Origin of the sequence: Burkholderia semiarida (assembly GCF_029268935.1) — a bacterium.
Classification (GTDB): domain Bacteria; phylum Pseudomonadota; class Gammaproteobacteria; order Burkholderiales; family Burkholderiaceae; genus Burkholderia; species Burkholderia semiarida.
On sequence record NZ_JAHLCL010000007.1, the window covers coordinates 1831474 to 1853689 of the forward strand.

The 22216-nt window shown below is 66.5% G+C and carries 19 protein-coding genes; 3 read left to right on the forward strand and 16 right to left on the reverse strand.

The genetic code is table 11. The annotated features are described in order from the left end of the window. Positions 1 to 75: 75 nt before the first annotated feature. The 6 genes from KPB06_RS21490 to KPB06_RS21515 all read right to left on the reverse strand — a co-directional run bounded on the left by KPB06_RS21490 (position 76) and on the right by KPB06_RS21515 (position 5997). Positions 76 to 801: an amino acid ABC transporter ATP-binding protein gene (locus KPB06_RS21490; protein WP_059581077.1), complete on the reverse strand. Its 726-nt coding sequence runs from the start codon at positions 799 to 801 to the stop codon at positions 76 to 78. Beyond that, positions 798 to 1475, reverse strand: a complete 678-nt coding sequence (gene gltK, locus KPB06_RS21495) for a glutamate/aspartate ABC transporter permease GltK (protein WP_059581074.1) — start codon at positions 1473 to 1475, stop codon at positions 798 to 800. Before gltK ends, KPB06_RS21490 begins: the two co-directional genes overlap by 4 nt. Further along, positions 1475 to 2215, reverse strand: coding sequence for an amino acid ABC transporter permease (locus KPB06_RS21500; RefSeq protein ID WP_275906300.1), 741 nt, complete (start codon positions 2213 to 2215; stop codon positions 1475 to 1477). The genes gltK and KPB06_RS21500 overlap by 1 nt, the downstream gene beginning before the upstream one ends. Before the next feature lie 84 nt (positions 2216 to 2299). After that, positions 2300 to 3193: a glutamate/aspartate ABC transporter substrate-binding protein gene (locus tag KPB06_RS21505; RefSeq protein WP_275906301.1), complete on the reverse strand. Its 894-nt coding sequence runs from the start codon at positions 3191 to 3193 to the stop codon at positions 2300 to 2302. Between the two features lie 261 nt (positions 3194 to 3454). Further along, complete coding sequence (locus KPB06_RS21510) at positions 3455 to 4741, reverse strand: Glu/Leu/Phe/Val family dehydrogenase (protein ID WP_059581070.1); 1287 nt, start codon at positions 4739 to 4741, stop codon at positions 3455 to 3457. Positions 4742 to 5031: 290 nt separating this feature from the next. Beyond that, on the reverse strand, positions 5032 to 5997 hold the full coding sequence (locus KPB06_RS21515; RefSeq protein ID WP_059581067.1) for a LysR substrate-binding domain-containing protein: 966 nt from the start codon (positions 5995 to 5997) through the stop codon (positions 5032 to 5034). Positions 5998 to 6251: 254 nt separating this feature from the next. Here KPB06_RS21515 and purB point away from each other — a divergent pair, with 254 nt between their 5' ends. After that, complete coding sequence (gene purB / locus KPB06_RS21520) at positions 6252 to 7640, forward strand: adenylosuccinate lyase (protein WP_089464535.1); 1389 nt, start codon at positions 6252 to 6254, stop codon at positions 7638 to 7640. 76 nt (positions 7641 to 7716) lie between these two features. Here the strand turns inward: purB and KPB06_RS21525 are convergent, their stop codons facing one another. Then, positions 7717 to 9138: an NAD(P)/FAD-dependent oxidoreductase gene (locus tag KPB06_RS21525; RefSeq protein WP_060965572.1), complete on the reverse strand. Its 1422-nt coding sequence runs from the start codon at positions 9136 to 9138 to the stop codon at positions 7717 to 7719. A gap of 284 nt (positions 9139 to 9422) precedes the next feature. On the opposite strand from KPB06_RS21525, the gene KPB06_RS21530 reads away from it, so the two are divergent. Beyond that, positions 9423 to 10070: a TetR/AcrR family transcriptional regulator gene (locus KPB06_RS21530; RefSeq protein WP_059581060.1), complete on the forward strand. Its 648-nt coding sequence runs from the start codon at positions 9423 to 9425 to the stop codon at positions 10068 to 10070. 76 nt (positions 10071 to 10146) lie between these two features. On the opposite strand, the gene KPB06_RS21535 is transcribed toward KPB06_RS21530, so the two are convergent. The 4 genes from KPB06_RS21535 to edd all read right to left on the reverse strand — a co-directional run bounded on the left by KPB06_RS21535 (position 10147) and on the right by edd (position 14742). Continuing rightward, entirely contained in the window at positions 10147 to 10650 is a 504-nt protein-coding gene (locus KPB06_RS21535; RefSeq protein WP_050013821.1) for a gluconokinase, read from the reverse strand. Between the two features lie 13 nt (positions 10651 to 10663). Then, on the reverse strand, positions 10664 to 12025 hold the full coding sequence (locus KPB06_RS21540; protein WP_059581055.1) for a GntP family permease: 1362 nt from the start codon (positions 12023 to 12025) through the stop codon (positions 10664 to 10666). Positions 12026 to 12239: 214 nt separating this feature from the next. Next, positions 12240 to 12866 (reverse strand): bifunctional 4-hydroxy-2-oxoglutarate aldolase/2-dehydro-3-deoxy-phosphogluconate aldolase, encoded by a 627-nt coding sequence (gene eda / locus KPB06_RS21545; RefSeq protein WP_059581053.1) that lies wholly within the window; start codon positions 12864 to 12866, stop codon positions 12240 to 12242. A 19-nt stretch (positions 12867 to 12885) separates the two neighbouring features. Beyond that, positions 12886 to 14742, reverse strand: a complete 1857-nt coding sequence (gene edd / locus KPB06_RS21550) for a phosphogluconate dehydratase (RefSeq protein WP_059638116.1) — start codon at positions 14740 to 14742, stop codon at positions 12886 to 12888. A gap of 294 nt (positions 14743 to 15036) precedes the next feature. Between edd and KPB06_RS21555 the strand changes: the two genes are divergently transcribed. After that, the gene (locus KPB06_RS21555) at positions 15037 to 15885 is read left to right on the forward strand and encodes a MurR/RpiR family transcriptional regulator (RefSeq protein ID WP_059581048.1); all 849 of its coding nucleotides are present in this window, start codon (positions 15037 to 15039) and stop codon (positions 15883 to 15885) included. Between the two features lie 88 nt (positions 15886 to 15973). On the opposite strand, the gene KPB06_RS21560 is transcribed toward KPB06_RS21555, so the two are convergent. From KPB06_RS21560 to leuS, 5 genes are all read right to left on the reverse strand, one after another. Then, complete coding sequence (locus tag KPB06_RS21560; protein WP_089464534.1) at positions 15974 to 16396, reverse strand: CopD family protein; 423 nt, start codon at positions 16394 to 16396, stop codon at positions 15974 to 15976. Between the two features lie 23 nt (positions 16397 to 16419). Then, positions 16420 to 17691, reverse strand: a complete 1272-nt coding sequence (locus KPB06_RS21565) for a glutamate-5-semialdehyde dehydrogenase (RefSeq protein ID WP_059581045.1) — start codon at positions 17689 to 17691, stop codon at positions 16420 to 16422. 166 nt (positions 17692 to 17857) lie between these two features. Beyond that, positions 17858 to 18952 (reverse strand): DNA polymerase III subunit delta, encoded by a 1095-nt coding sequence (gene holA, locus KPB06_RS21570; RefSeq protein ID WP_059581043.1) that lies wholly within the window; start codon positions 18950 to 18952, stop codon positions 17858 to 17860. Between the two features lie 18 nt (positions 18953 to 18970). Beyond that, positions 18971 to 19522 (reverse strand): LPS-assembly lipoprotein LptE, encoded by a 552-nt coding sequence (locus tag KPB06_RS21575; protein WP_006483412.1) that lies wholly within the window; start codon positions 19520 to 19522, stop codon positions 18971 to 18973. Between the two features lie 38 nt (positions 19523 to 19560). Beyond that, entirely contained in the window at positions 19561 to 22155 is a 2595-nt protein-coding gene (gene leuS / locus KPB06_RS21580) for a leucine--tRNA ligase (protein ID WP_059581040.1), read from the reverse strand. Positions 22156 to 22216 lie beyond the last annotated feature (61 nt).

Sequence of the window (22216 nt, forward strand, 5' to 3'; positions counted from 1 at the left end):
CGGCGGACGAAAAAAAACCGCCCGGCTACGTGCCGGGCGGTTTTCGCATGGGTGCGCGCGAAAACGCGCGAACGCTCAGTGCAGGATCTTCGCGAGGAAGTCCTTCGCGCGTTCCGATTTCGGATTCGAGAAGAAATCGTCCTTGCGGTCGTCCTCGACGATCGCGCCCTTGTCCATGAAGATCACGCGATGCGCGACCTTCTTCGCGAAGCCCATCTCGTGCGTGACGACCATCATCGTCATCCCTTCCTGCGCGAGTTCGACCATCACGTCGAGCACTTCGTTGATCATTTCCGGATCGAGCGCGGACGTCGGCTCGTCGAACAGCATCGCGATCGGGTCCATCGACAGCGCGCGCGCGATCGCGACACGCTGCTGCTGGCCGCCCGACAACTGGCCCGGAAACTTGTGCGCATGCGCCTTCAGGCCGACGCGATCGAGCAGCTTCATGCCCTTCTCCGCCGCTTCGTCCTTGCCGCGGCCGAGCACCTTGATCTGCGCGAGCGTCAGGTTCTCGGTGATCGACAGATGCGGGAACAGCTCGAAATGCTGGAACACCATCCCGACCTTCGAGCGCAGCTTCGACAGGTTCGTCTTCTTGTCGCCGACCGACTGGCCGTTCACGAGGATCTCGCCCTGCTGGAACGGCTCCAGGCCGTTCACGGTCTTGATCAGCGTCGACTTGCCGGAGCCCGACGGGCCGCACACGACGACCACTTCGCCTTTCTTGACCTCGGTCGTGCATTCGGTAAGGACCTGAAACTGGCCGTACCACTTCGAAACGTTCTTGATGGAAATCATCTTGTGACCTTTTTCTGGAGACCCTTGACGAGAGCAGACGCCAACGAGCAAATCACGAAATAGCATGCGCCGGCGAACAGGACCATCTCGACGGTCGTGCCGTCGCGATCGCCGATGTTGGCGGCCGTGCGGAAGAAGTCCGCGAGACTGATCACGTACACGAGCGACGTATCCTGGAACAGGACGATCGCCTGCGTGAGCAGCAGCGGCACCATCGCGCGGAACGCCTGCGGCAGGATCACGAGGCGCATCGCCTGCGCGTAGTTCATGCCGAGCGCGAACGCGGCATTCACCTGCCCGCGCGGCACCGCCTGGATGCCGGCGCGGATGATCTCGGAATAATACGCGGCTTCGAACAACGAGAACGCGACCATCGCCGACGCGAGGCGGATGTCGATCGTCGGCGACAGCCCGAGCACGCCCTGCAGCACCTGCGGCACGATCAGGAAGAACCACAGCAGCACCATCACGAGCGGGATCGAGCGGAACACCGTCACGTACGCTTTCGCGAACCACGCGAGCGGCTTCACGCCGGACAGCCGCAGCAGCGCCAGCAGCGTGCCCCAGACGATCCCGACCACGATCGCGATCAGCGTGATCTTGAACGTGACGATCGCGCCCGACCACAGCGTCGGCAGCGCGCCGGGAATACTACTCCAGTCGAACTGATGCATCACTTGCCTCCGATATAGCCGGGCAGCCGCGTACGGCCTTCGATCCAGCGCATGAACGCCATCACGACGAGGTTGATCAGCACGTACGCGAGCGTGACCGCGATGAACGACTCGTAGGTCTGCGCGGTGTAGTCGACGAGCTGGCGCGCCTGCGCGGACAGATCGAGCAGGCCGATCGTCGACGCGACGGCGGAGTTCTTGAAGATGTTCAGGAATTCCGACGTGAGCGGCGGCACGATGATCCGGTACGCCACGGGCAGCAGCACGTAGCGATACGTCTGCCATTGCGTGAAGCCCATCGCGAGGCCGGCCGCGCGCTGGCCCTTCGGCAGCGCGTTGATGCCCGAGCGCACCTGTTCGCATACGCGGGCACCCGTAAACAGGCCGAGACAGACGATCGACGCGGTAAAGAACTGCGTGCCGGGCGGCAACTGCTTGATCCACGTGCCGATCGACGCGGGCAGCAACTCGGGTATCACGAGATACCAGACGAAGAACTGCACGATCAGCGGGATGTTCCGGAAGATCGACACGTACACGGTGCCGATCGCGGCGAGCCATTGGTTCGGCACGGTGCGCAGCACGCCGAACAGCGATCCGACGATCAGCGCGATGACCCAGGCGACGAGCGACACCTCGATCGTCACCCAGAAGCCGGACAGCAGCCAGCCGAAATAGGTCGTCGGCTCGCCGGTCGACACGGGGCTCAGAAAGATGCCCCAGTTCCAGTGGTAAGACATGGGCAAGACTCCAGCAAAAAGAAACGGAAGAAGCATGGCCTCTTCCGTTTCAGTAGCGTCATTTCTGCGTCAACGGCCGCGTGGTCAGTCGAGCGCCTTGTCGTTCGGGTTCGCGTACAGCTTCTTCATCGAATCGGACAGCGGGAAGTTCAGGTTCAGCCCCTTCGGCGGGATCGGGTTCTCGAACCACTTCGCGTAGATCTTCGCGGCTTCGCCCGACTTCTCGACTTGCGAGATCGCGTCGTCGACGACCTTCTTGAAGTCGGCGTCGCCCTTGCGCATCATGCAGCCGTAAGCCTCTTCCGATTGCGGCGTGCCGACGATCACCCACTCGCCCGGCTGCTTCGCCTTCGCGCGCTCGCCCGCGAGCAGCGCGTCATCCATCATGAACGCGATCGCGCGGCCCGATTCCAGCGTGTTGAACGAATCGCCGTGATCCTTCGCGCTGATGATGTTCATGCCGAGCTGCTTGTCGTTGTTCATCTTGCGCAGCAGGCGCTCCGACGTCGTGCCGGCCGTCGTCACGACCGTCTTGCCCTTCAGGTCGGCGAAATCCTTGACGCCCGAATCCTTCTTCGTCATCAGGCGCGTGCCGATCACGAAGATCGTGTCGGAGAATGCGGCCTGCTGCTGGCGCTCGAGGTTGTTGGTCGTCGAGCCGCACTCGATGTCGACCGTGCCGTTCTGCACGAGCGGAATGCGGTTCTGCGACGTGACGGGGATGTTCTTCACCTGCAGGTTCGGCAGGTTCAGCTTCTTCTTCACCGCGTCCACGATCTTCATCTGGAATTCGCGCGAATAGCCGACCACCTGCTGGTTCTGATCGTAATAGGAGAACGGAATCGACGATTCGCGGTGGCCCAGCGCGATCACGCCGGTGTCCTTGATCTTCTTCAGCGTGCCCGTCTCCTGAGCATGCGCGCCGCTTGCGAACGCGCAAAGCGCCGCGACCATCAGGACTGCCTTGTGGTATTTCATTTTGGTCATCTCCTTGGCTAAAACCCGCGCCAGTGTATCAAAGTAATATTTTTGAAAGTACTGGTTGTTAACCGCACTACGAATCGCCCTGCGAGAAGCCGTCCTCCCGGCTTCGGGCGCCCCGAATGCGCGCGCGGGCGATGCCGGATTCGGCATCGCCCGCGAGGGTTCATTTCCGCAATCGGGTGGATTGCATCATGAATCGATCATGGTCGTTGATCAGGGACGCCCGGTTAGGGACGCCCGGTCAGGGACGCCCGATCAGGGGTAGAGGCCGCGCATTTCGCGCGCCATCAGGATGCGCTTGCACGCGACGATGAACGCCGCCGTACGCACCGTCACCTTGTGCTCTTCCGCGACCGCCCACACGCCGGCGAACGCTTCGCGCATCACGCGCTCGAGGCGGTGGTTGATCTCGTCTTCCGTCCAGAAGAAGCTCGAGAAATCCTGCACCCACTCGAAGTACGACACCGTCACGCCGCCCGCATTCGCGATCACGTCGGGGATCACGAGCACGCCGTTCGCGCTCAGGATGTCGTCGGCCGCCGTCGTCGTCGGGCCGTTCGCGCCTTCGACGATGATCTTCGTGCGGATCTTCGCCGCGTTCTTCTCGGTGATCTGGTTTTCCAGCGCCGCCGGGATCAGGATGTCGGTCTCGACCGTCCAGAACTCGTCGTTCGGCATCGGCTCCGCGCCTTCGAAGCCCGCGACACCGCCCGTGCGGGCGACGTGGTCGAGCAGCTTGTTCGAATCGAGGCCGGCCGGCTGGTAGATCGTGCCCGTGTGATCCTGCACCGCGATCACCTTCGCGCCCGCTTCCTGGAACAGCTTCGCCGCGATGCCGCCGACGTTGCCGAAGCCCTGCACCGCGATGCGCGCGCCTTCGATCTCGAGGCCCTTCTTCTTCGCCGCTTCCGAGCCGACGACGAACACACCGCGGCCCGTCGCTTCCTTGCGGCCGAGCGAACCGCCAAGCGCGATCGGCTTGCCGGTCACGACGCCGGTCGACGTCTGGCCCTGGTTCATCGAGTACGTGTCCATCATCCACGCCATCACCTGTTCGTTGGTGTTGACGTCCGGCGCCGGAATGTCGGTGTTCGGGCCGATGATGATGCCGATTTCGCTGGTGTAGCGGCGCGTCACGCGCTCGAGCTCACCGCGCGACAGCTTGCGCGGGTCGACGCGGATACCGCCCTTCGCGCCGCCGTACGGCACGTTCACGGCCGCGTTCTTCACCGACATCCATGCCGACAGCGCCATCACTTCCGACAGCGTCACGTCCTGGTGGTAGCGCACGCCGCCCTTGCCCGGGCCGCGCGACACGTTGTGCTGCACGCGATAGCCCTCGAAGTGCGCGACGGTGCCGTTGTCGAGCTCGATGGGGCAGTCGACGACCAGGATGCGCTTCGGACGCTTCAGCGTTTCGAGCCAGCGCGACAGCGAACCGAGGTACGGCGCGACGCGATCGACCTGCTGAAGGTAGTTGCCCCACGGGCCGAGATCGTCGGCGTGCAGGTAGGACGGGATGGACTGCTGTTGCGAAGACATGGAAGCTCCAACGTTCAACGGATTGCGCCCATTGTCGAAAAAGCCGTTTTTTTTATCCAATGCCGTTTGTTTATTCGATTATGCGTTTCTTGCATGATCGCGATTTTCCGCAAATCCGCGGTCGATCTGCGCAAGAACGCCGGCGATCGGCCGGGCATCGCGTTCGGGGAAAACCGGATCGGCCAGGCACGGGCGGGGCTGCGGACGGCCGTCCGACAGGCGCCGCAAGGCCGCCGTCAGCCGGGCCGCCGGGCGGCCGGCCGGATTAACCGTCGGCGGTTAATCGTCGGTCAACCGGCGGTGTCGCCGGCAGTCTCGCGCAGTTCGTCGCGCACGACGTCCCACAGCGCACGCACGAGCTTCTGCCGCGGATCGTCGCCCTGCAGCGCGAGCTTGTCGCAGTACAGCCGGATCTCCATCGTCAGCGTGAACGGATGCGCGCCGCCGCGCGCCGACCGGTCGAGGCGGATCAGCCGGCCGCCCGCGACCGCATCGTCGGCCGCGCTGTGCGGCAGGAACGCGACGCCGTGGCCGGCGAGCGCCATCGCCTTCAGCCCTTCGGCCATGTCGGTTTCGTACACGCGATCGAGAAACAGCCGGGTGGGCGCGTTCGCGATGATGACTTCGGTCATCCGGCCGAGATACGCGTTCGGCGTATACGACAGGTACGGCACGCGCGCGTCGGCCGCGCCCGGCAGCGTATGGCGCGGCCGGCCCGCGCGGCCGGGCGCGGAAAACGGGCTGATCGGCTCGCTGCCGAGGACCAGCATGTCGTAGCGGGCCGGGTCGAGCGCGACCGGGTGACTCGGGTGGTGGTAGCCCATCACGAGGTCGCAGCCGCCCTCGACGAGCGACAGCACCGCGTCGTGCACGTTCAGCGCGCGCAGCCGCGTGTGGACCTGGCCCATCTTCGCCTCGATCCGCTCGAGCCAGCGCGGGAAATACGTGAGCGACAACGTGTGCGGCACCGCGAACTCGATCGTCGGCACCGGCGCGCCGACGTGGCCGCGCAGCAGCGTCCTTGCCTCGTGCGCCTGCGACAGCATCGTCAGCGCCTGCTCGTAGAAGATCTGCCCGGCCTGCGTGAGCCGCGTCGGATACACCGAACGATCGATCAGCTCGGTCGCGAGCCACGCCTCGAGCGCCTGGATGCGCCGCGAAAACGCCGGCTGCGACACGTGCCGCAGCTCGGCGGACCGGCTAAAGCTGCGCGTTTCCGCGAGCGAGACGAAGTCTTCGAGCCATTTCAGTTCCATGCAGGCGGGCGCGGCGGGCGGCGGTCGGGAAGAAGCCTGCATTCTACCGGCGGGCGGGCCCGGCCGGCGGCTTGGCGCGCGGCCCGGCGCGCCTGGGCAGGCGCGCGCCGGCACGCCATTCGCGCGCCGCCGAGCATCGCTCGACCGTGGCGCCCGCGACCGGACCGATTCGGTCGGGAGCGACGCGCGCCAATGGTAAAATGCCGGATTCTCCTCCCCTCGTTCGCCCCGGCCCCAAAAGGCCCTCCCCGATCATGTCCGACACTCGTCCCGATACGCTTTTCGCCCTCACCGCGCTCTCGCCCATCGACGGCCGCTACGCCAGCAAGACCGAGGCGCTGCGCGACTGGCTCTCCGAAGCCGCCTTCATGCGCCACCGCGTCACCGTCGAGGTGCACTGGCTGATCGCGCTGTCGCGCGCCGGCTTCGCGGAAGTCCCGCGCTTCTCGGAAGCCTCCGAGCAATTCCTGCTGCAGCTCGCCGAGCGCTTCACCGCGCACGACGCCGCGCGCATCAAGGAAATCGAGCGCGTGACGAACCACGACGTGAAGGCCGTCGAATACTGGCTGAAGGAATCGGTGAAGGGCCAGGCCGAACTCGAGAAGGCGAGCGAGTTCATCCACTTCGCGTGCACGTCCGAGGACATCAACAACACGTCGCACGGGATGATGCTCGCCGGCGCGCGCGAACACGTGATCCTGCCGGCGCTGCGCACGGTCCACCAGCGCCTCGTCGCGCTCGCGCACGCGCATGCCGACCAGCCGATGCTGTCGCGCACGCACGGCCAGCCGGCCAGCCCGACGACGCTCGGCAAGGAACTCGCGAACGTCGCCGCGCGCCTCGCCCGCGCGATCGCGCGCATCGAGAAGATCGAGATCCTCGGCAAGATGAACGGCGCGGTCGGCAACTTCAACGCGCACCTGTCCGCGTATCCGGAATTCGACTGGGAAGCGTTCTCGCGCGACGTGATCGAAAACCGCCTGAAGCTCACGTTCAACCCGTACACGATCCAGATCGAGCCGCACGACTACATGGCCGAGCTGTTCGACGCGGTCGCACGCGCGAACACGATCCTGCTCGACCTCGACCGCGACGTGTGGGGCTACATCTCGGTCGGCTACTTCAAGCAGAAGACGAAGGCCGGCGAGATCGGCTCGTCGACGATGCCGCACAAGGTCAACCCGATCGACTTCGAGAACTCGGAAGGCAACCTCGGCCTCGCGAACGCGACGCTGCGCCACCTCGCCGACAAGCTGCCGGTGTCGCGCTGGCAGCGCGACCTGACCGACTCGACGGTGCTGCGCAACATGGGCGTCGCGCTCGGCTACTCGCTGCTCGCGTACGACTCGCTGATCCGCGGCCTCGACAAGCTCGAAGTGAACCCGCAGCGCCTGAACGAAGATCTCGACAACTGCTGGGAAGTGCTTGCCGAGCCGGTGCAGACGGTGATGCGCCGCTACGGCATCGAGAACCCGTACGAGCAACTGAAGGAACTGACGCGCGGCAAGGGCATCACGCGCGAAGCGCTGCAGGAATTCGTCGGCACGCTCGCGATCCCGCAGGATGCGAAGGATCGCCTGCTGGCGATGACGCCGGCGTCGTACATCGGCAAGGCCGTCGAACTCGCGAAGCGGATCGCGTAAGCGCCGCGTCACCGGACGAAAAAAAGCCCGATGCGAAGCGATTCGCATCGGGCTTTTTGTTGCCTGCCGCAGCCGGTCAGAACGAAATCATCCGCCCCGGGTTCAGCGCGCTCATCACGCTCATCGCCGCCTTCGCGGCCGGGATCGCGATCGGCGACAGCTGCCGGCCGAGCGGAATCGCGCGATGGTCGATGCCCGTGAGCATCGAGAAATCGTCGTTGCGGCCGACGAAATCGTCGCAGATCGCCTTGCCGATCCGCACCGTCTGCGCGACGCCGTGCCCGCTCCAGCCTTGCACCATGTACATCGGCACGCGGCCGTCGGTCTTGCGGCTGTCGGTGGCGCCGTTCAGCGTGAAGTCGCTGACGCCGCTCCAGCAGTAGTCGAGCGCGAAGCGGCCGTCGTGCTGCGGAAACACCGTGTTCAGCCGCGTCAGCAAGTACGCGTTCACGTCCGACTGCGCCCAGCAGCTGCCGGTGCCCTGCCCGCCGAACAGCAGGCGATTGCCGCGCACCGGCCGGTAGTAGTCGATCTGGAACTGCGTGTCGTACACCGGCATGCCTGCCGGCATCAGCGTCGCGACGTCGACGTCGAGCGGCGCCGTCACGCTCACGTACGTGAAGAACGGCACCGTGGTCGCCGCGCCGTCGTCGAGCAGGCGGAACGTCGTGTTGTGCAGCGCGAGCACGACGCCGCGGCGCGCGGTGATCGTGCCGCCCGGCGTCGTCGCGACGACGCCCGCGGGCGTCTCGTCGAGCTCCAGCACCTCGGTGCCCTCGAACAGCGCGCCGCCGTTCAGCCGGAAGCCGTGCACGAGGCCGCGCACGAGCGCGAGCGGATGGATCTGCCCGCCGATCGCGTCGATCGCCGCGCCGTGATACAGCCCCGAGCGCACGTATTCGTCGTGCAGCTGATGGCGGCCGACGAGCGTCACGCCCGCATCGCCCAGATGGCGGCGCGCATCGGCGCCGTCGAGCAGCGCGCTCATGTGGCCGGGGTGAACCGCCGCGGTGACGTGGCCGCGCTTGCGGTCGAGATCGAGCGCGTAACGCGCGCCGATCCCGTCGATCAGGTCCATCGACTCGGCCGATGCGAAGCGCCACAGCCGCTTCGCATCGTCGTGCGACAGGTTCTCGATCATGTCGGCCGCTTCCCAGCGCGCGAGGCCGGGCGTCAATTGGCCGCCGTTGCGGCCCGACGCGGCCGAGCCGACGTGATGCTTGTCGACGAGGATCGTGTCGACGCCCGCTTCCGCGAGATGCAGCGCGGCCGATGCGCCGAGCAGCCCCGCGCCGATCACGAGCACGTCGCAGACGGCGTCTTGCGCGAGCGGCGCGCTGTTTTCATGGCGCGACAGCGACGCCTCGTACCAGTTCGCCGGGCGCTCGCCGTCGTAGCGGGCCGGATCGCACCAGTTCCAGTTGTCTTTCTCGATATTCAGTTGCGTTTGCTCGAAACGCGATTCGCCCTGGATCAGGGGCTTGTGATTGGAAGTCATGATTGCACTTGCATGGTCTTGGCCGCCTGTCGAAGCGCCCCGTTGCTTCGGGGCTTCGCGGGTGGGGCAGCCGGTTCCACTTGGGTGTCAACGAGATAAGGGCGCGATGGCCCGTGTTGACGGCAGACACGCTCGCGTCTGCCTGAATCCCGGACTGTGCGAAAGCACGTATTGAGAGGTGCCGGGACACCCAATTTCTACACCGCAGAAATAATTCTACAGTGTAGAATAAGCTTTCGTCAAGTTTACAGCCGGCGCGATGCCGCGCCTGCCAGCCTGCCTCGATGAAAGACACACCCACCCAGGGGCCGCGCGGCCTCGACAAGGACGCGATCGTCGCGGCCGCGCTCGCGCTGCTCGAAGACGTCGGCGAGGCCGCGTTCAGCGTGCGCAAGCTCGCGCAATCGGTCGGCTGCGACCCGATGAGCGTGCTGTATCACTTCAAGTCGAAGGACGGCCTGAGCCGCGCGATCGCGAATGCGCTGTCGCGCTCGCTCGTGCCGGTCGATCCGTCGCAGCCGTGGCGCGAACGGCTGCGCGACCTCGCGCGCCAGTACCGCGCGCTCGCGCTGCGCTACCCGGCCGCCTTCGCGCTGCTGCAGCGGCACATGAGCACGGGGCCGGCCGATCTCGCGCACATCGAGGCCGTGCATCGCGCGCTGACTGACGCCGGCATCCCGCGCGCGGCGCTGCCGTCGGTATGCGTCGGCTGGTACGCGGCCGTGATCGGCCTCGCCGCCGCCGAAGCGGGTGGCCTCACGCGCGCCGCGAACGACGTCGAGCTCGCGGAAATGCACGCGCTGTCCGACACCGCGCATCCGCTTGTCAAGTCGGCCGCCCCGCTCTATGCGCAGCTCGATCCGGCCGTCGTGCACGACACGATGCTCGACGTGCTGCTCGACGGCATCGCGCAACGCGCGCGCGCGGCCTGACATCGGCATACGCGCCGCCAACGAAAAAGGCGCCCGAATGAAGGCGCCTTTCCATGACGATGGCCGCGAACCGCGCTCAGTGCTGATGCGCGAGGCCGATCTTCAGCATGACCTGATCGACGATCTGTTCGGGCGTCAGCTCGATGCTGACCTCGATCGCTTCATCCGGGCCCGGCTCCTCGAGCGTATCGAGCTGGCTCTTCAGCAGCGACGGATCGAAGAAATGGCCGGTGCGGCTCTTCAGGCGCTCTTGCAACACCTCGAACGAACCCTTCAGATACACGAACCGCACGTCGGTGTCGGTGCCGCGCAGCACGTCGCGGTACGACCGTTTCAGCGACGAGCACGTGAACACGGCCGTCTCGCCGGCGTGCTGCTTTTCCTCGATGGCCGCGCGAATCGTGCGCAGCCACGGCCAGCGGTCTTCATCGGTCAGCGGAATGCCGTGGTGCATCTTTTCCTTGTTCGCCGCGCTGTGAAACGCGTCGCCGTCGGTATAGCTGCACGACAGGCGTTCCGCCAGCATTTCGCCGATTCGCGACTTGCCCGCGCCCGACACGCCCATTGCGATCAGAATCATTGACTACCCCTTGTTACAGAACCAGGCTCAGCAGCAGCGTAAAGCTCAGACCGAGCACCGAGATGATGGTTTCAAGCAGCGACCAGGTCTTGAACGTCTGCCCGACCGTCATCCCGAAATATTCCTTGATCAGCCAGAAGCCGCCGTCGTTCACGTGCGAGAAGATCAGCGAGCCCGAGCCCGTCGCGAGCACGAGCAGTTCCGGACGAACCGCCGCGCCCGACGCCGCCGCGATCGGCGCGACGATGCCGCAGGCCGTCGTCATCGCGACCGTCGCCGAGCCCGTGGCCAGACGCATCAGCGCCGCGACGAACCAGCCGAGCAGCAGCGGGGACAGGTGCGCGTGCTTCGCGGTCTCGACGATCTGCTGCGAGATCCCGCTGTCGCGCAGGACGCCGCCGAAGCCGCCGCCCGCGCCGACGATCAGCGTGATGCCGGCGATCGGCGCCAGGCACTCGCCGCAGAATTTCTGGATCTGGTCGCGGTTGAAGCCCTGCTTCGCGCCGAAGGTCCAGAAGCTCACGAGCACGGCGATCAGCAGCGCGACGTCCGAGTTGCCCGCAAAGCGCAGCAGGTTGTTCGGCAGCGACTTCGGCGTGAACACCAGGTCGGCCCAGCTGCCGACGAGCATCAGCACGACGGGCAGCAGGATCGTGAACAGCGTGATGCCGAAGCTCGGCAGTTCGCGCTTGCCGCCATCCGCGCGCGAATCGACGAATTGCGCGGCGAGCGGGTTGTTTTCCGGCAGCTTCACGAACTTCGAGATCACCAGCGCGAACAGCGGACCGGCGATGATCGCGGTCGGCACGCCGACGATCAGGCCGAACGCGATCGTCTTGCCGATATCGGCGCCGTATTGCTGGACGGCCAGCAGCGCGGCCGGGTGCGGCGGGATCAGCCCGTGCACGACCGACAGGCCGGCCACCATCGGCAGGCCGACGACGAGCAGCGACTTGCCGGTGCGCTTCGCGACGTTGAACGCGATCGGGATCAGCAGCACGAAGCCGACTTCGAAGAACACCGGCAGGCCGACGATGATCGCGACGAACATCATCGCCCAGTGGATGTTCTTTTCACCGAACCAGTCGATCAGCGTGGTCGCGATCCGTTCGGCGCCGCCCGATTCGGCCATCATCTTGCCGAGCATCGTGCCGAGGCCGACGACGATCGCGATGTGGCCGAGCGTGCCGCCGGTGCCCGTCTCGAACGACTTGACGATCTTGTCCATCGGCATGCCGACGACGAGGCCGAGGCCGAGCGAAACGATGATCAGCACCAGGAACGGGTAGATCTTGTAGCGCGCGATCATCAGGATCAGCGCGGCAATCGCGATCAGCGTGAATACGAGCAGCATGCTGCCTTGGACGGCCGCCATGTGGCACTCCTCCTAGAATTGTTCGAACCGGGCGCGTTGCGAGTATGCCCGGCTATGCAGGTCTCCGAAACACGGGGGTACCCCCCCGTCAGGACGCTGAATTTTACTTATCTTTGCGATCCGCGGATAGAACCGGTTCCATCAGCAAAAACCCTCGGTAAAACAAGCACTAACGCTTGTTTTCCGAGGGCTGAATCGTCGTTTGATACAAGTATTAGCGCGGCAACTGGCTCGCCGCTTGCGCGAGGCGCGTGACTTCGGCCCAGTCCTGCGCGGCGAGTGCGGCCTTCGGCGTGAGCCACGAGCCGCCGACGCACACGACGTTCGGCAGTTTCAGGAAGTTCGGCGCGGTGTCGACCGTGATGCCGCCCGTCGGGCAGAACTTCAACGCCGGGAACGGGCCGTGGAACGCCTGCAGCATCGGCACGCCGCCCGCCTGCTGCGCGGGGAAGAACTTCACGATGTCGTAGCCGAATTCGAGCGCCTGGATGATGTCGCTCGGCGTCATCACGCCCGGCAGCAGCGGCAGGCCCGCGTCGAGCGACGCGAGGTGCAGGTCCTTCGTCAGGCCCGGCGACACGCCGAACGTGGCGCCCGCGCGCTTCGCCTGCGCGCAGTGCTCGGGCTTCGTGATCGTGCCGACGCCGACGACGATGTCGTCCGCGAGCTGACTTGCGCGCTGGATCGCCTCCAGGCCGGCCGGCGTGCGCAGCGTGATCTCGAGCACCTTCACGCCACCCGCGTGCAATGCACGCGACACGTTTTCGCCCTGCTCGACCGAGTCGAATGCGAGCACCGGAATGACCGGGCCTAGCTTCACGATTTCAGCAATCGTCTTCATTGAATTGGCTCCTTGAAATTCATGCGGCGACGCCGACGGCCGTTTCGCCGACCAGCGTCCCGAAAACCGATGCGCCCTGCTCGGCCGGCGCCGCGGCCGCGCGGAACACGCCGAACAGTTCGCGCCCGAAGCCGACTTCGTTCTCGGCCTGATGCTGCGGCTGCGCGACCGGGCGCGCGAGCCATTCGGCGTCGTCGACCTCGATGTCGAGCACGCCGGCTTCCGCGTCGATCACGAGCATGTCGCCCGTCTTCACCTTGCCGATCGGGCCGGCCAGCAGCGCTTCCGGCGACACGTGGATCACGGCCGGCACCTTGCCCGACGCGCCCGACATGCGGCCGTCGGTCACCAGCGCGACGTGAAAGCCCTGATCCTGCAGCACGCCGAGCAGCGGCGTCAAACGGTGCAGCTCGGGCATGCCGTTCGCGCGCGCGCCCTGAAAGCGCACCACCGCGACGAAATCGCGCTTCAGCTCGCCGCGATCGAACGCTTCCTGCACGGCTTCCTGCGAGTCGAACACGATCGCGGGCGCCGTCACCTTGCGGTGCTCCGGCGCGACCGCCGAAATCTTGATCACGCCGCGGCCGAGCCGGCCCTGCATCAGGCGCAGGCCGCCGTCCGGCTGGAACGGGTCGCGAATGCCGCGCAGCACCTTCGTATCGTGGCTCTCGGCCGTACCGTCGACCCACGTCAGCTTGCCGTCGATCAGCTTCGGCTCCTTCGTGTAGTGCGACAGGCCCTTGCCCGCGACCGTCGTCACGTCCTCGTGCAGCAGCCCGCCTTCGAGCAGGTTGCGCACCAGGAACGCGACACCGCCCGCCGCGTGGAAATGGTTCACGTCGGCCTTGCCGTTCGGGTAGATCTTCGCGAGCAGCGGCACGACGGCCGACAGTTCGTCGAAATCGTTCCAGTCGATCAGGATGCCGGCCGCGCGCGCGATCGCGACCAGGTGCAGCGTGTGGTTGGTCGAGCCGCCCGTCGCGAGCAGCGCGACGATCCCGTTGACGATCGCCTTCTCGTCGATCACATGGCCGATCGGCGTGTACTGGCCGCGCTCGACGGTCAGGTCGAGCACGCGGCGCGCGGCCTCGGCCGTCAGCGCGTCGCGCAGCGGCGTGTGCGGATGGATGAACGCCGAGCCCGGCAGGTGCAGGCCCATCAGCTCCATCAGCATCTGGTTGCTGTTCGCGGTGCCGTAGAACGTGCAGGTGCCGTGGCCGTGATAGGCGGCCGATTCGGCTTCGAGCAGCGCGTCGCGGCCGACCTGGCCGGTCGCGAACTGCTGGCGGATCTTCGCCTTGTCGTCGTTGGACAGCCCGCTCGTCATCGGGCCGGCCGGCACGAAGATGGTCGGCAGGTGGCCGAACTGCAGCGCGCCGATCAAGAGGCCCGGCACGATCTTGTCGCAGATGCCGAGGCAGAGCGCCGCATCGAACATGTTGTGCGTGAGCGCGATCGCCGTGCCCATCGCGATCGCCTCGCGCGAGAACAGCGACAGCTCCATGCCCGGGTTGCCCTGCGTGACGCCGTCGCACATCGCCGGCACGCCGCCGGCGAACTGCGCGACGCCGCCGTTCTCGCGCGCGGCCGCCTTGATGATGTCGGGGAAATTCTTGTACGGCGCGTGCGCGGACAACATCTCGTTGTACGAGGACACGATACCGATGTTCGGTTCGCGAATCGCCTTGATCTGGAACTTGTCGTTGCCCTCGAGGCCTGCGAAGCCGTGTGCGAGGTTCGCGCACGACAGCGCGCCGCGGGCCGGGAACTTGCCTTGCGCACCGTCGATGCGCTGCAGATAGGCGGAACGGGTCGATTGGCTGCGGGCGATCACGCGTTCGGTGACCTTCGCCAGGGTGGGGTGCAGCGACGTCATGCTGGGCGCTCCTGTATGCCGGCCGACACCGGCGGTTGGAATCGTGGGGACGGTCGCGCTTCGTCGACCGAACGACGCAAGTCTAGTAGAAAAACTACATGCACGCAATGTAGATCGACGCGTGTGCAACCCTTATTCCCGCCACCAGCAAGGCTTTAATCAGTAAAAACCCTAATTCGGCTCGCCAGACCCGCATGGCAACGCTCGCAATTCCGCTAGTATTTTCATGTAGATTTTCTACAATTCGATTGCGATACACTCGCTCATCCGAACCCGATTTCCACGTGCCGTCCCATGCTGCCCCGCATTGAAGCGATCCGCGCCGAGTTGCGCCCGTCCGAGCGCAAGCTCGCCGACTACATTCTCGCCGCACCGCGCGAGGTGCTCGACCTCGCGATGACCGAGCTGTCGGCCCGCGCGGGCGTCAGCCAGCCGACGATCGCGCGCTTCTGCCAGGCGCTCGGCTGCAGCGGCTTTCGCGAATTCAAGATCCGGCTCGCGCAGAGCGTCGCGCCCGGCGTGTCGTCGGTGTATCGCGACGTCGAGCCCGATGAGCCGGCGCCCGGCATCATCGGCAAGGTGTTCGACCGCACGATCGGCGCGCTGATCGAGGTGCGCAACAGCCTGTCGGCGGGCAGCGTCGCCGACGCGATCGCGCTGCTGTCGAACGCGTCGCGCATCGAGTTCTACGGCGCCGGCGGCTCGGGCATCGCCGCGCAGGACATCCAGCACAAGTTCTTCCGGCTCGGCGTGCCGAGCGTCGCGTATTCGGATCCGCACACGTTCTCGATGTCGTCGGCGCTGCTCGGGCCGCACGACGTCGTCGTCGCGATCTCGAACACCGGCCGCACGCGCGATATCGTCGACGCCGCGCGCTCCGCGCTCGCGTGCGGCGCGAAAGTCGTCGCGATCACGCAGAGCCATTCGCCGCTCGCGAAGCTCGCGACGGTCAGCCTCGCGTCGAACGTCGCCGAGGAAACGGACGTGTTCTCGCCGATGACGTCGCGGATGTCGCATCTCGCGATCGGCGACATCCTCGCGGTCGGCGTCGCGCTGTCGCGCGGGCCGGCGCTGATGGAGCGCGTCGGCCGCGCGAAGGAAGCGATCACGCGGCGCCGGATTGACGATCCGGTGAAGGATTGAGCCGAAGCGGGACGCCGCGCGTAAACGAACAACGGCGCCCCGAGGGGCGCCGTTGCGCATCGATCGCCGGCCGCGCGTTGCGGCGAACTCAGAACGGCTTGATCACCACCAGCGCGACCGCCGCCAGCATGCCGAGCACCGGCAGCTCGTTGAACACGCGATACCACTTGTCGGTGCGGCGGTTCTCGCCGCGCTCGAACACCCGCAGCAGGTGCCCGCAATACGCGTGATAGACGATCAGCAGCAGCACCACCGTCACCTTCGCATGGATCCAGCCCTGCCCCTGCCCGATGCCGATCACGAGCCAGAGCCACAACCCGCAGGCCAGTGCCGGCACCGCGATCATCGTCATGAAGCGGAACAGCTTGCGCGCCATCAGCAGCAGGCGCCGCACCGCGGCCGGATCGGTCTCCATGGCCAGGTTCACGTAGATGCGCGGCAGGTAGAACAGCCCCGCGAACCACGCGGCGATCAGAACGATATGAAACGTCTTGACCCAGAGCATTGCCATCGGTTGTGCGCCTCGCGGTTGACTTACTGACGGCCTTCGCCGTGCCCGAGCACGACGTACTTCAGCGACGTCAGCCCTTCCAGGCCGACGGGGCCGCGTGCGTGCAGCTTGTCGTTCGAGATGCCGATTTCCGCGCCCAAGCCGAATTCGAAACCATCCGCGAAGCGCGTCGACGCGTTGACCATCACGCTCGCCGAATCGACTTCACGCAGGAAGCGCATCGCGCGGTCGTGATCCTCGGTGACGATCGCATCGGTGTGATGCGAGCCGTAATGGTTGATGTGCTCGATCGCGGCGTCGAGGCCGTCGACGACCTTGATCGCAAGCACCGGCGCGAGATATTCGGTGTGCCAGTCTTCTTCGGTCGCGTCGACGAGCGGGCCGACGCCCGCATCGGCGAGCACCGCGCGCGCGGCTGCATCGACGCGCAGTTCGACCTGCTTGTCGCGATACAGCTTGCCGAGCGGCGGCAGCAGCTGCGCGGCGATATCGCTCGCGACGAGCAGCGTCTCCATCGTGTTGCAGGTGCCGTAGCGGTGCGTCTTCGCGTTGTCGCAAACGGTCAGCGCCTTCGCGAGATCGGCGCGGTCGTCGACGTACACGTGGCAGATGCCGTCGAGATGCTTGATCATGGGCACGCGCGCCTCGTTGATCAGCCGTTCGATCAGACTCTTGCCGCCGCGCGGCACGATCACGTCGACGTATTCGGTCATCGTGATCAGCTTGCCGACCGCCGCGCGATCGGCCGTCGCGACGACCTGCACCGCATCCTGCGGGAGGCCTGCCGCCTCGAGCCCTTCGCCGATGAGCTTCGCGAGCGCCGCATTCGATTCGAGCGCTTCGGAACCGCCGCGCAGGATCGTCGCGTTGCCGGACTTCAGGCACAGCGCGGCCGCGTCGATCGTCACGTTCGGGCGCGACTCGTAGATGATGCCGATCACGCCGAGCGGCACGCGCATCTGGCCGACCTGGATCCCGCTCGGCCGGAACTTGAGGTTGCCGATCTCGCCGATCGGATCGGCCAGCGACGCGACCTGGCGCAGCCCTTCGACCATCGTGTTCAGCGCCTTGTCCGACAGCGTCAGGCGGTCGATGAACGCCGCATCGAGCCCCTTTTCGCGGGCGCGGGCGACGTCGCGCGCATTCGCGTCCTTCAGCGCCTGCGCGTCGCGTTCGATCGCCCGGGCCACGGCGTCGAGCGCCGCGTTCTTCGCGGCCGTGCTGGCGCGCGCCATCGCGCGGGAAGCGTGCCGGGCGCGACGGCCCAGGTCGGTCATGTACTGATCGATATCCATCGTGTGACTCGAGAAGCGAGCCGCGCGGAGCGGCATGAATTCGTGGGGAAGCGTGGGCGGCCATCCGTGCGCGGTGGCGGCCGCCAGACGGCGCCGTGCAGCGGCGCCCGGTCATCGAAACATTGTAAGCGGGTTGCGCAGCGCGCGCTGAAGGCCCGAACGGGACTTAGCGTCGCACGCGACCCGCGGTCGGCGGTCGCTCGCCGCGCTCGCCCGCGACCGTCATCGCAAGCTGGAACAGCCCGTCCCACGGGTCGGGCGGCGGTTCGTCCTGCGTGCGGCGGCCCGGCGCGACGGCCGTCAGCCCCTTGACCTGCCGGTCGAGCTTCGCGGCGAATGCGAGCGCCTTTTCGAGCACCGCTTCCGACACGCGGTTCAGCGCGGGCGCGATCAACCGCTCGCGCGGCCCCCACACGCGGTTCTCGCGCAGCAGCGTCGCGAGCGGCTTGCCGGCCGTCGTGCCGCGCTTGATCCGCAGCAGCGTGCGCAATTCCTCGACGACGGCCCACATCACGAGCACGATCGCCTCGCCCTCGCCCTTCAGGCCGTCGATCATCCGCGCGAGCCGCGCGGCATCGCCGGCGAGCATCGCCTCGTTCAGCTTGAACACGTCGTAGCGCGCGACGTTCAGCACCGCGTCGTGCACCTGCTCGAACGACAGCGCACCCTGCGGATACAGCAGCCCGAGCTTCTGGATTTCCTGGTGCGCGGCGAGCAGGTTGCCCTCGACGCGCTCCGCGATGAACTGCAGCGCGCGGCGCCCGTCGTCGCCGGATGCGACGCGCTGGCCCTGCATCGACAGGCGCTGCCCGATCCAGTTCGGCAGTTGCGCGCGATCGACCGGATCGATCTTCAGCGCGACGCCGCCGTTCTGCAGCGCGGTAAACCATGCGGATTTCTGCGTGGCCGCGTCGAGACGCGGCAACGTGACGAGCATCAGCGCGTCGGGGTTCGGCGTGGCCGCGAGCGTCTTCAGCGCGTCGGCGCCTTCCTTGCCGGGCTTGCCCGACGGAATGCGCAGCTCGATCAGCTGGCGCTCGCCGAACAGCGACATCGCCTGGGTCGCGCCGAGCAGCACGCTCCAGTCGAAGCCGCGTTCGACCGTATGCACCGAACGCTCGGTAAAGCCGGCCGCGCGCGCGGCCGCACGAATGCGGTCGCACGCTTCCTGCGCGAGCAGCGGCTCGTCGCCGTAGACGGTGTAGAGCCCGGCCAGCCCCTTCGCGAGGTGCGGCTCCAGCGCATCAAGTCGCAATTGCATCGCTGCGTGCGCCCGCGATCAGAGCGGCGGCGGCGGCAGCGGCGCGCGCGGCGCCACGCCCGGCACCACGTCCTCCGGCGCCGGCGTCAGCGAATGGACGATCGCGAGACGCCGCATCAACTGGTCGACTGCGTCGTTCTGCATGTCGCCGTACAGGATGTCGGCTTCCTGCGCCTTCGCGTTCGTGTACTGGTCGCTGTAGGTCATCGCGCGGTTCAGCGCGATCGCGCTCGGCGGGATCAGCACGGTGCCGTCCTTGCTCGTCAGCGTGTAGTTCAGCGTGTAGAACAGCGCGTATTCCTGCGCGGAGCCGTACTTGTTGAGCGTCAGCGTGTTCTGGCCACGCGACTCCCACATGCGCAGCACGGCGTCGGCATCGTCCGCCGACTTGACGATCTTCGTGTCGCTGCCGGCCTGGACGAGGCGCGTGAGCCGCGCCTCGACGGGCGCCGGCGCACCGGCCACGAACAGGTGCTTGAACGCGTAGTCCTGCTGGCCGCGCAACTGGAAGCCGCATGCCGACAGCGCGACCGCGCTGCCGACGAGCATCAAAAACGATCTGCGGATCACCTTCGCTCCTTCTGTGTGCACCCGACGGCCCGCGGCCGTCAGACGACGATGTTCACGAGGCGGCCCGGCACGACGACGATCTTCTTCGCCGGCTTGCCGTCGCTGAATTTCGCGAATGCCTCGTCGGCCACCGCCGCCGCTTCGATCGCGTCGCGGCTCGCGTCCTTCGCGACCTTCAGCGCGCCGCGCACCTTGCCGTTCACCTGCAGCACGAGTTCGATCTCGGCCTGCTCGAGCGCGGCCTCGTCGACCTTCGGCCACGGCGCATCGAGCAGCGGGCCGAATTCGTCCGCGTAGCCGAGCGCCTTCCACAGCTCGAACGTGATGTGCGGCACGACCGGGTACAGCACGCGCAGCAGCACGCCGTAGGTTTCGCGCAGCACGGCGGGCGCCGCGCCCTTCGCGCCGTCGATCGCGTTCAGCATCTTCATCGCGGCCGACACGACCGTGTTGTACTGCAGGCGCTGGTAGTCGAAATCGGCCTGCTTCAGCACGCTGTAGATCTCGCGGCGCAGCGCCTTGTCGGCTTCGCCCAGCGCGGCGGCATCGAAACCCGCGCGGGCCGCGAGCGCTTCGCGGTTGCCGAAGCCGAAGCTCCACACGCGGCGCAGGAAGCGGCTCGCGCCCTCGACGCCCGCGCCCGACCACTCGAGCTGCTGCTCCGGCGGCGCCGCGAACATCGTGAACAGGCGCGCGGTATCGGCGCCGTACTGGTCGATCAGCAGTTGCGGATCGACGCCGTTGTTCTTCGACTTCGACATCTTCTCGATGCCGCCGAGCACGACCGGCTGGCCGTCCGCATTCAGCGTCGCGCCGACCGGGCGGCCCTTGTCGTCGTGCGTGACCGTCACGTCGAGCGGGTTGTACCAGGTCTTCTTGCCGGCCGCGTCCTCGCGGTAGTACGTCTCGTTCAGCACCATCCCCTGCGTGAGCAGGTTCTTCGCCGGCTCGCCGAACTTCACGAGGCCGAGGTCGCGCATCACCTTGGTCCAGAAGCGCGAATACAGCAGGTGCAGGATCGCGTGCTCGATGCCGCCGATGTATTGATCCATCGGCATCCAGTAATCGGTGCGCGCGTCGACCATGGTCTCGGCGTCCGGCGCCGTGTAGCGCGAGAAGTACCACGACGAATCGACGAAGGTGTCCATCGTGTCGGTTTCGCGCTTCGCCGCCGCGCCGCACTTGGGACACGTGCAGTTCAGGAACGCTTCGGACTTCGCGAGCGGGTTGCCCGTGCCGTCCGGCACGAGGTCTTCCGGCAGCACGACCGGCAGGTCGGCCTCCGGCACCGGCACGTCGCCGCACGACGGGCAGTGGATGATCGGGATCGGCGTGCCCCAGTAGCGCTGGCGCGACACGCCCCAGTCGCGCAGGCGCCACGTGACCTGCTTGTCGCCGAAGCCGCCGGCCTTCAGGTCGGCCGCGACCGCGTCCACCGCTTCCGTGTAGCGCAGGCCGTCGTACTTGCCGCTGTTCACGCAGACCGCGGTTTCCTTGTCGCCGTACCACTCCTGCCATGCGTCGAGCGAGTACGTCTGCCCTTCGCTCGCGATCACCTGCTTGATCGGCAGATCGTATTTCTTCGCGAACGCGAAATCGCGCTCGTCGTGGCCCGGCACGCCCATCACCGCGCCTTCGCCATAGCTCATCAGCACGTAGTTGCCGATCCACACCTCGACCGGCTCACCGGTCAGCGGGTGCTTGACCGAGAAGCCGGTCGCGACGCCCTTCTTCTCCATCGTCGCGACGTCGGCCTCGGCGACGCCGCCGCGCTTGCATTCGTCGATGAACGCGAGCAGCTCCGGCTTGTCCTGCGCGAGGCGCGTGGCGAGCGGGTGCTCGGCCGCGATCGCGCAGAACGTGACCCCCATGATCGTGTCGGCGCGCGTCGTGAACACGCGCAGCAGCTTCTGCTCGCCGTCGAGTTCGTACGGGAAGCCGAAGTTCACGCCGAAGCTCTTGCCGATCCAGTTCTGCTGCATGATCTTCACGCGCTCGGGCCAGCCGAGGCCGTCGAGGTCGTTCAGCAGCTCATCCGCGTACTGCGTGATGCGCAGGTAGTACATCGGGATCTCGCGCTTCTCGACGAGCGCGCCGGAGCGCCAGCCGCGGCCGTCGATCACCTGCTCGTTCGCGAGCACGGTCTGGTCGACCGGATCCCAGTTCACGGTGCCCGTCTTCTTGTACGCGATGCCCTTCTCGAGCATCTTCAGGAACAGCCACTGGTTCCACTTGTAGTAGTCGGGCTTGCACGTCGCGATTTCGCGCGACCAGTCGATCGCGAGGCCCATCGACTGCATCTGGCCCTTCATGTAGTCGATGTTGTCGTAGGTCCACTTCGCGGGCGGCACGCCGTTCGCCATCGCGGCGTTCTCGGCCGGCATCCCGAACGCGTCCCAGCCCATCGGCATCAGCGTGTTGTAGCCGTTCATCCGCAGATAGCGGTACATCACGTCGTTGATCGTGTAGTTGCGCACGTGACCCATGTGCAGCTTGCCGGACGGGTACGGCAGCATCGACACGCAGTAGAACTTCGGCTTCTGCGAATCTTCCTTCGTCTTGTAGGCATCGGCTGCGCGCCAGTCGCCCTGGGCGGCGGCTTCGACGTCGGCGGGTACGTATCTCTCGTGCATGGTGTGGTTCGGGCTAGGCTTTAAGCGGCGCGACGGCTCGCGCGCAGGATTGGATCGAAAT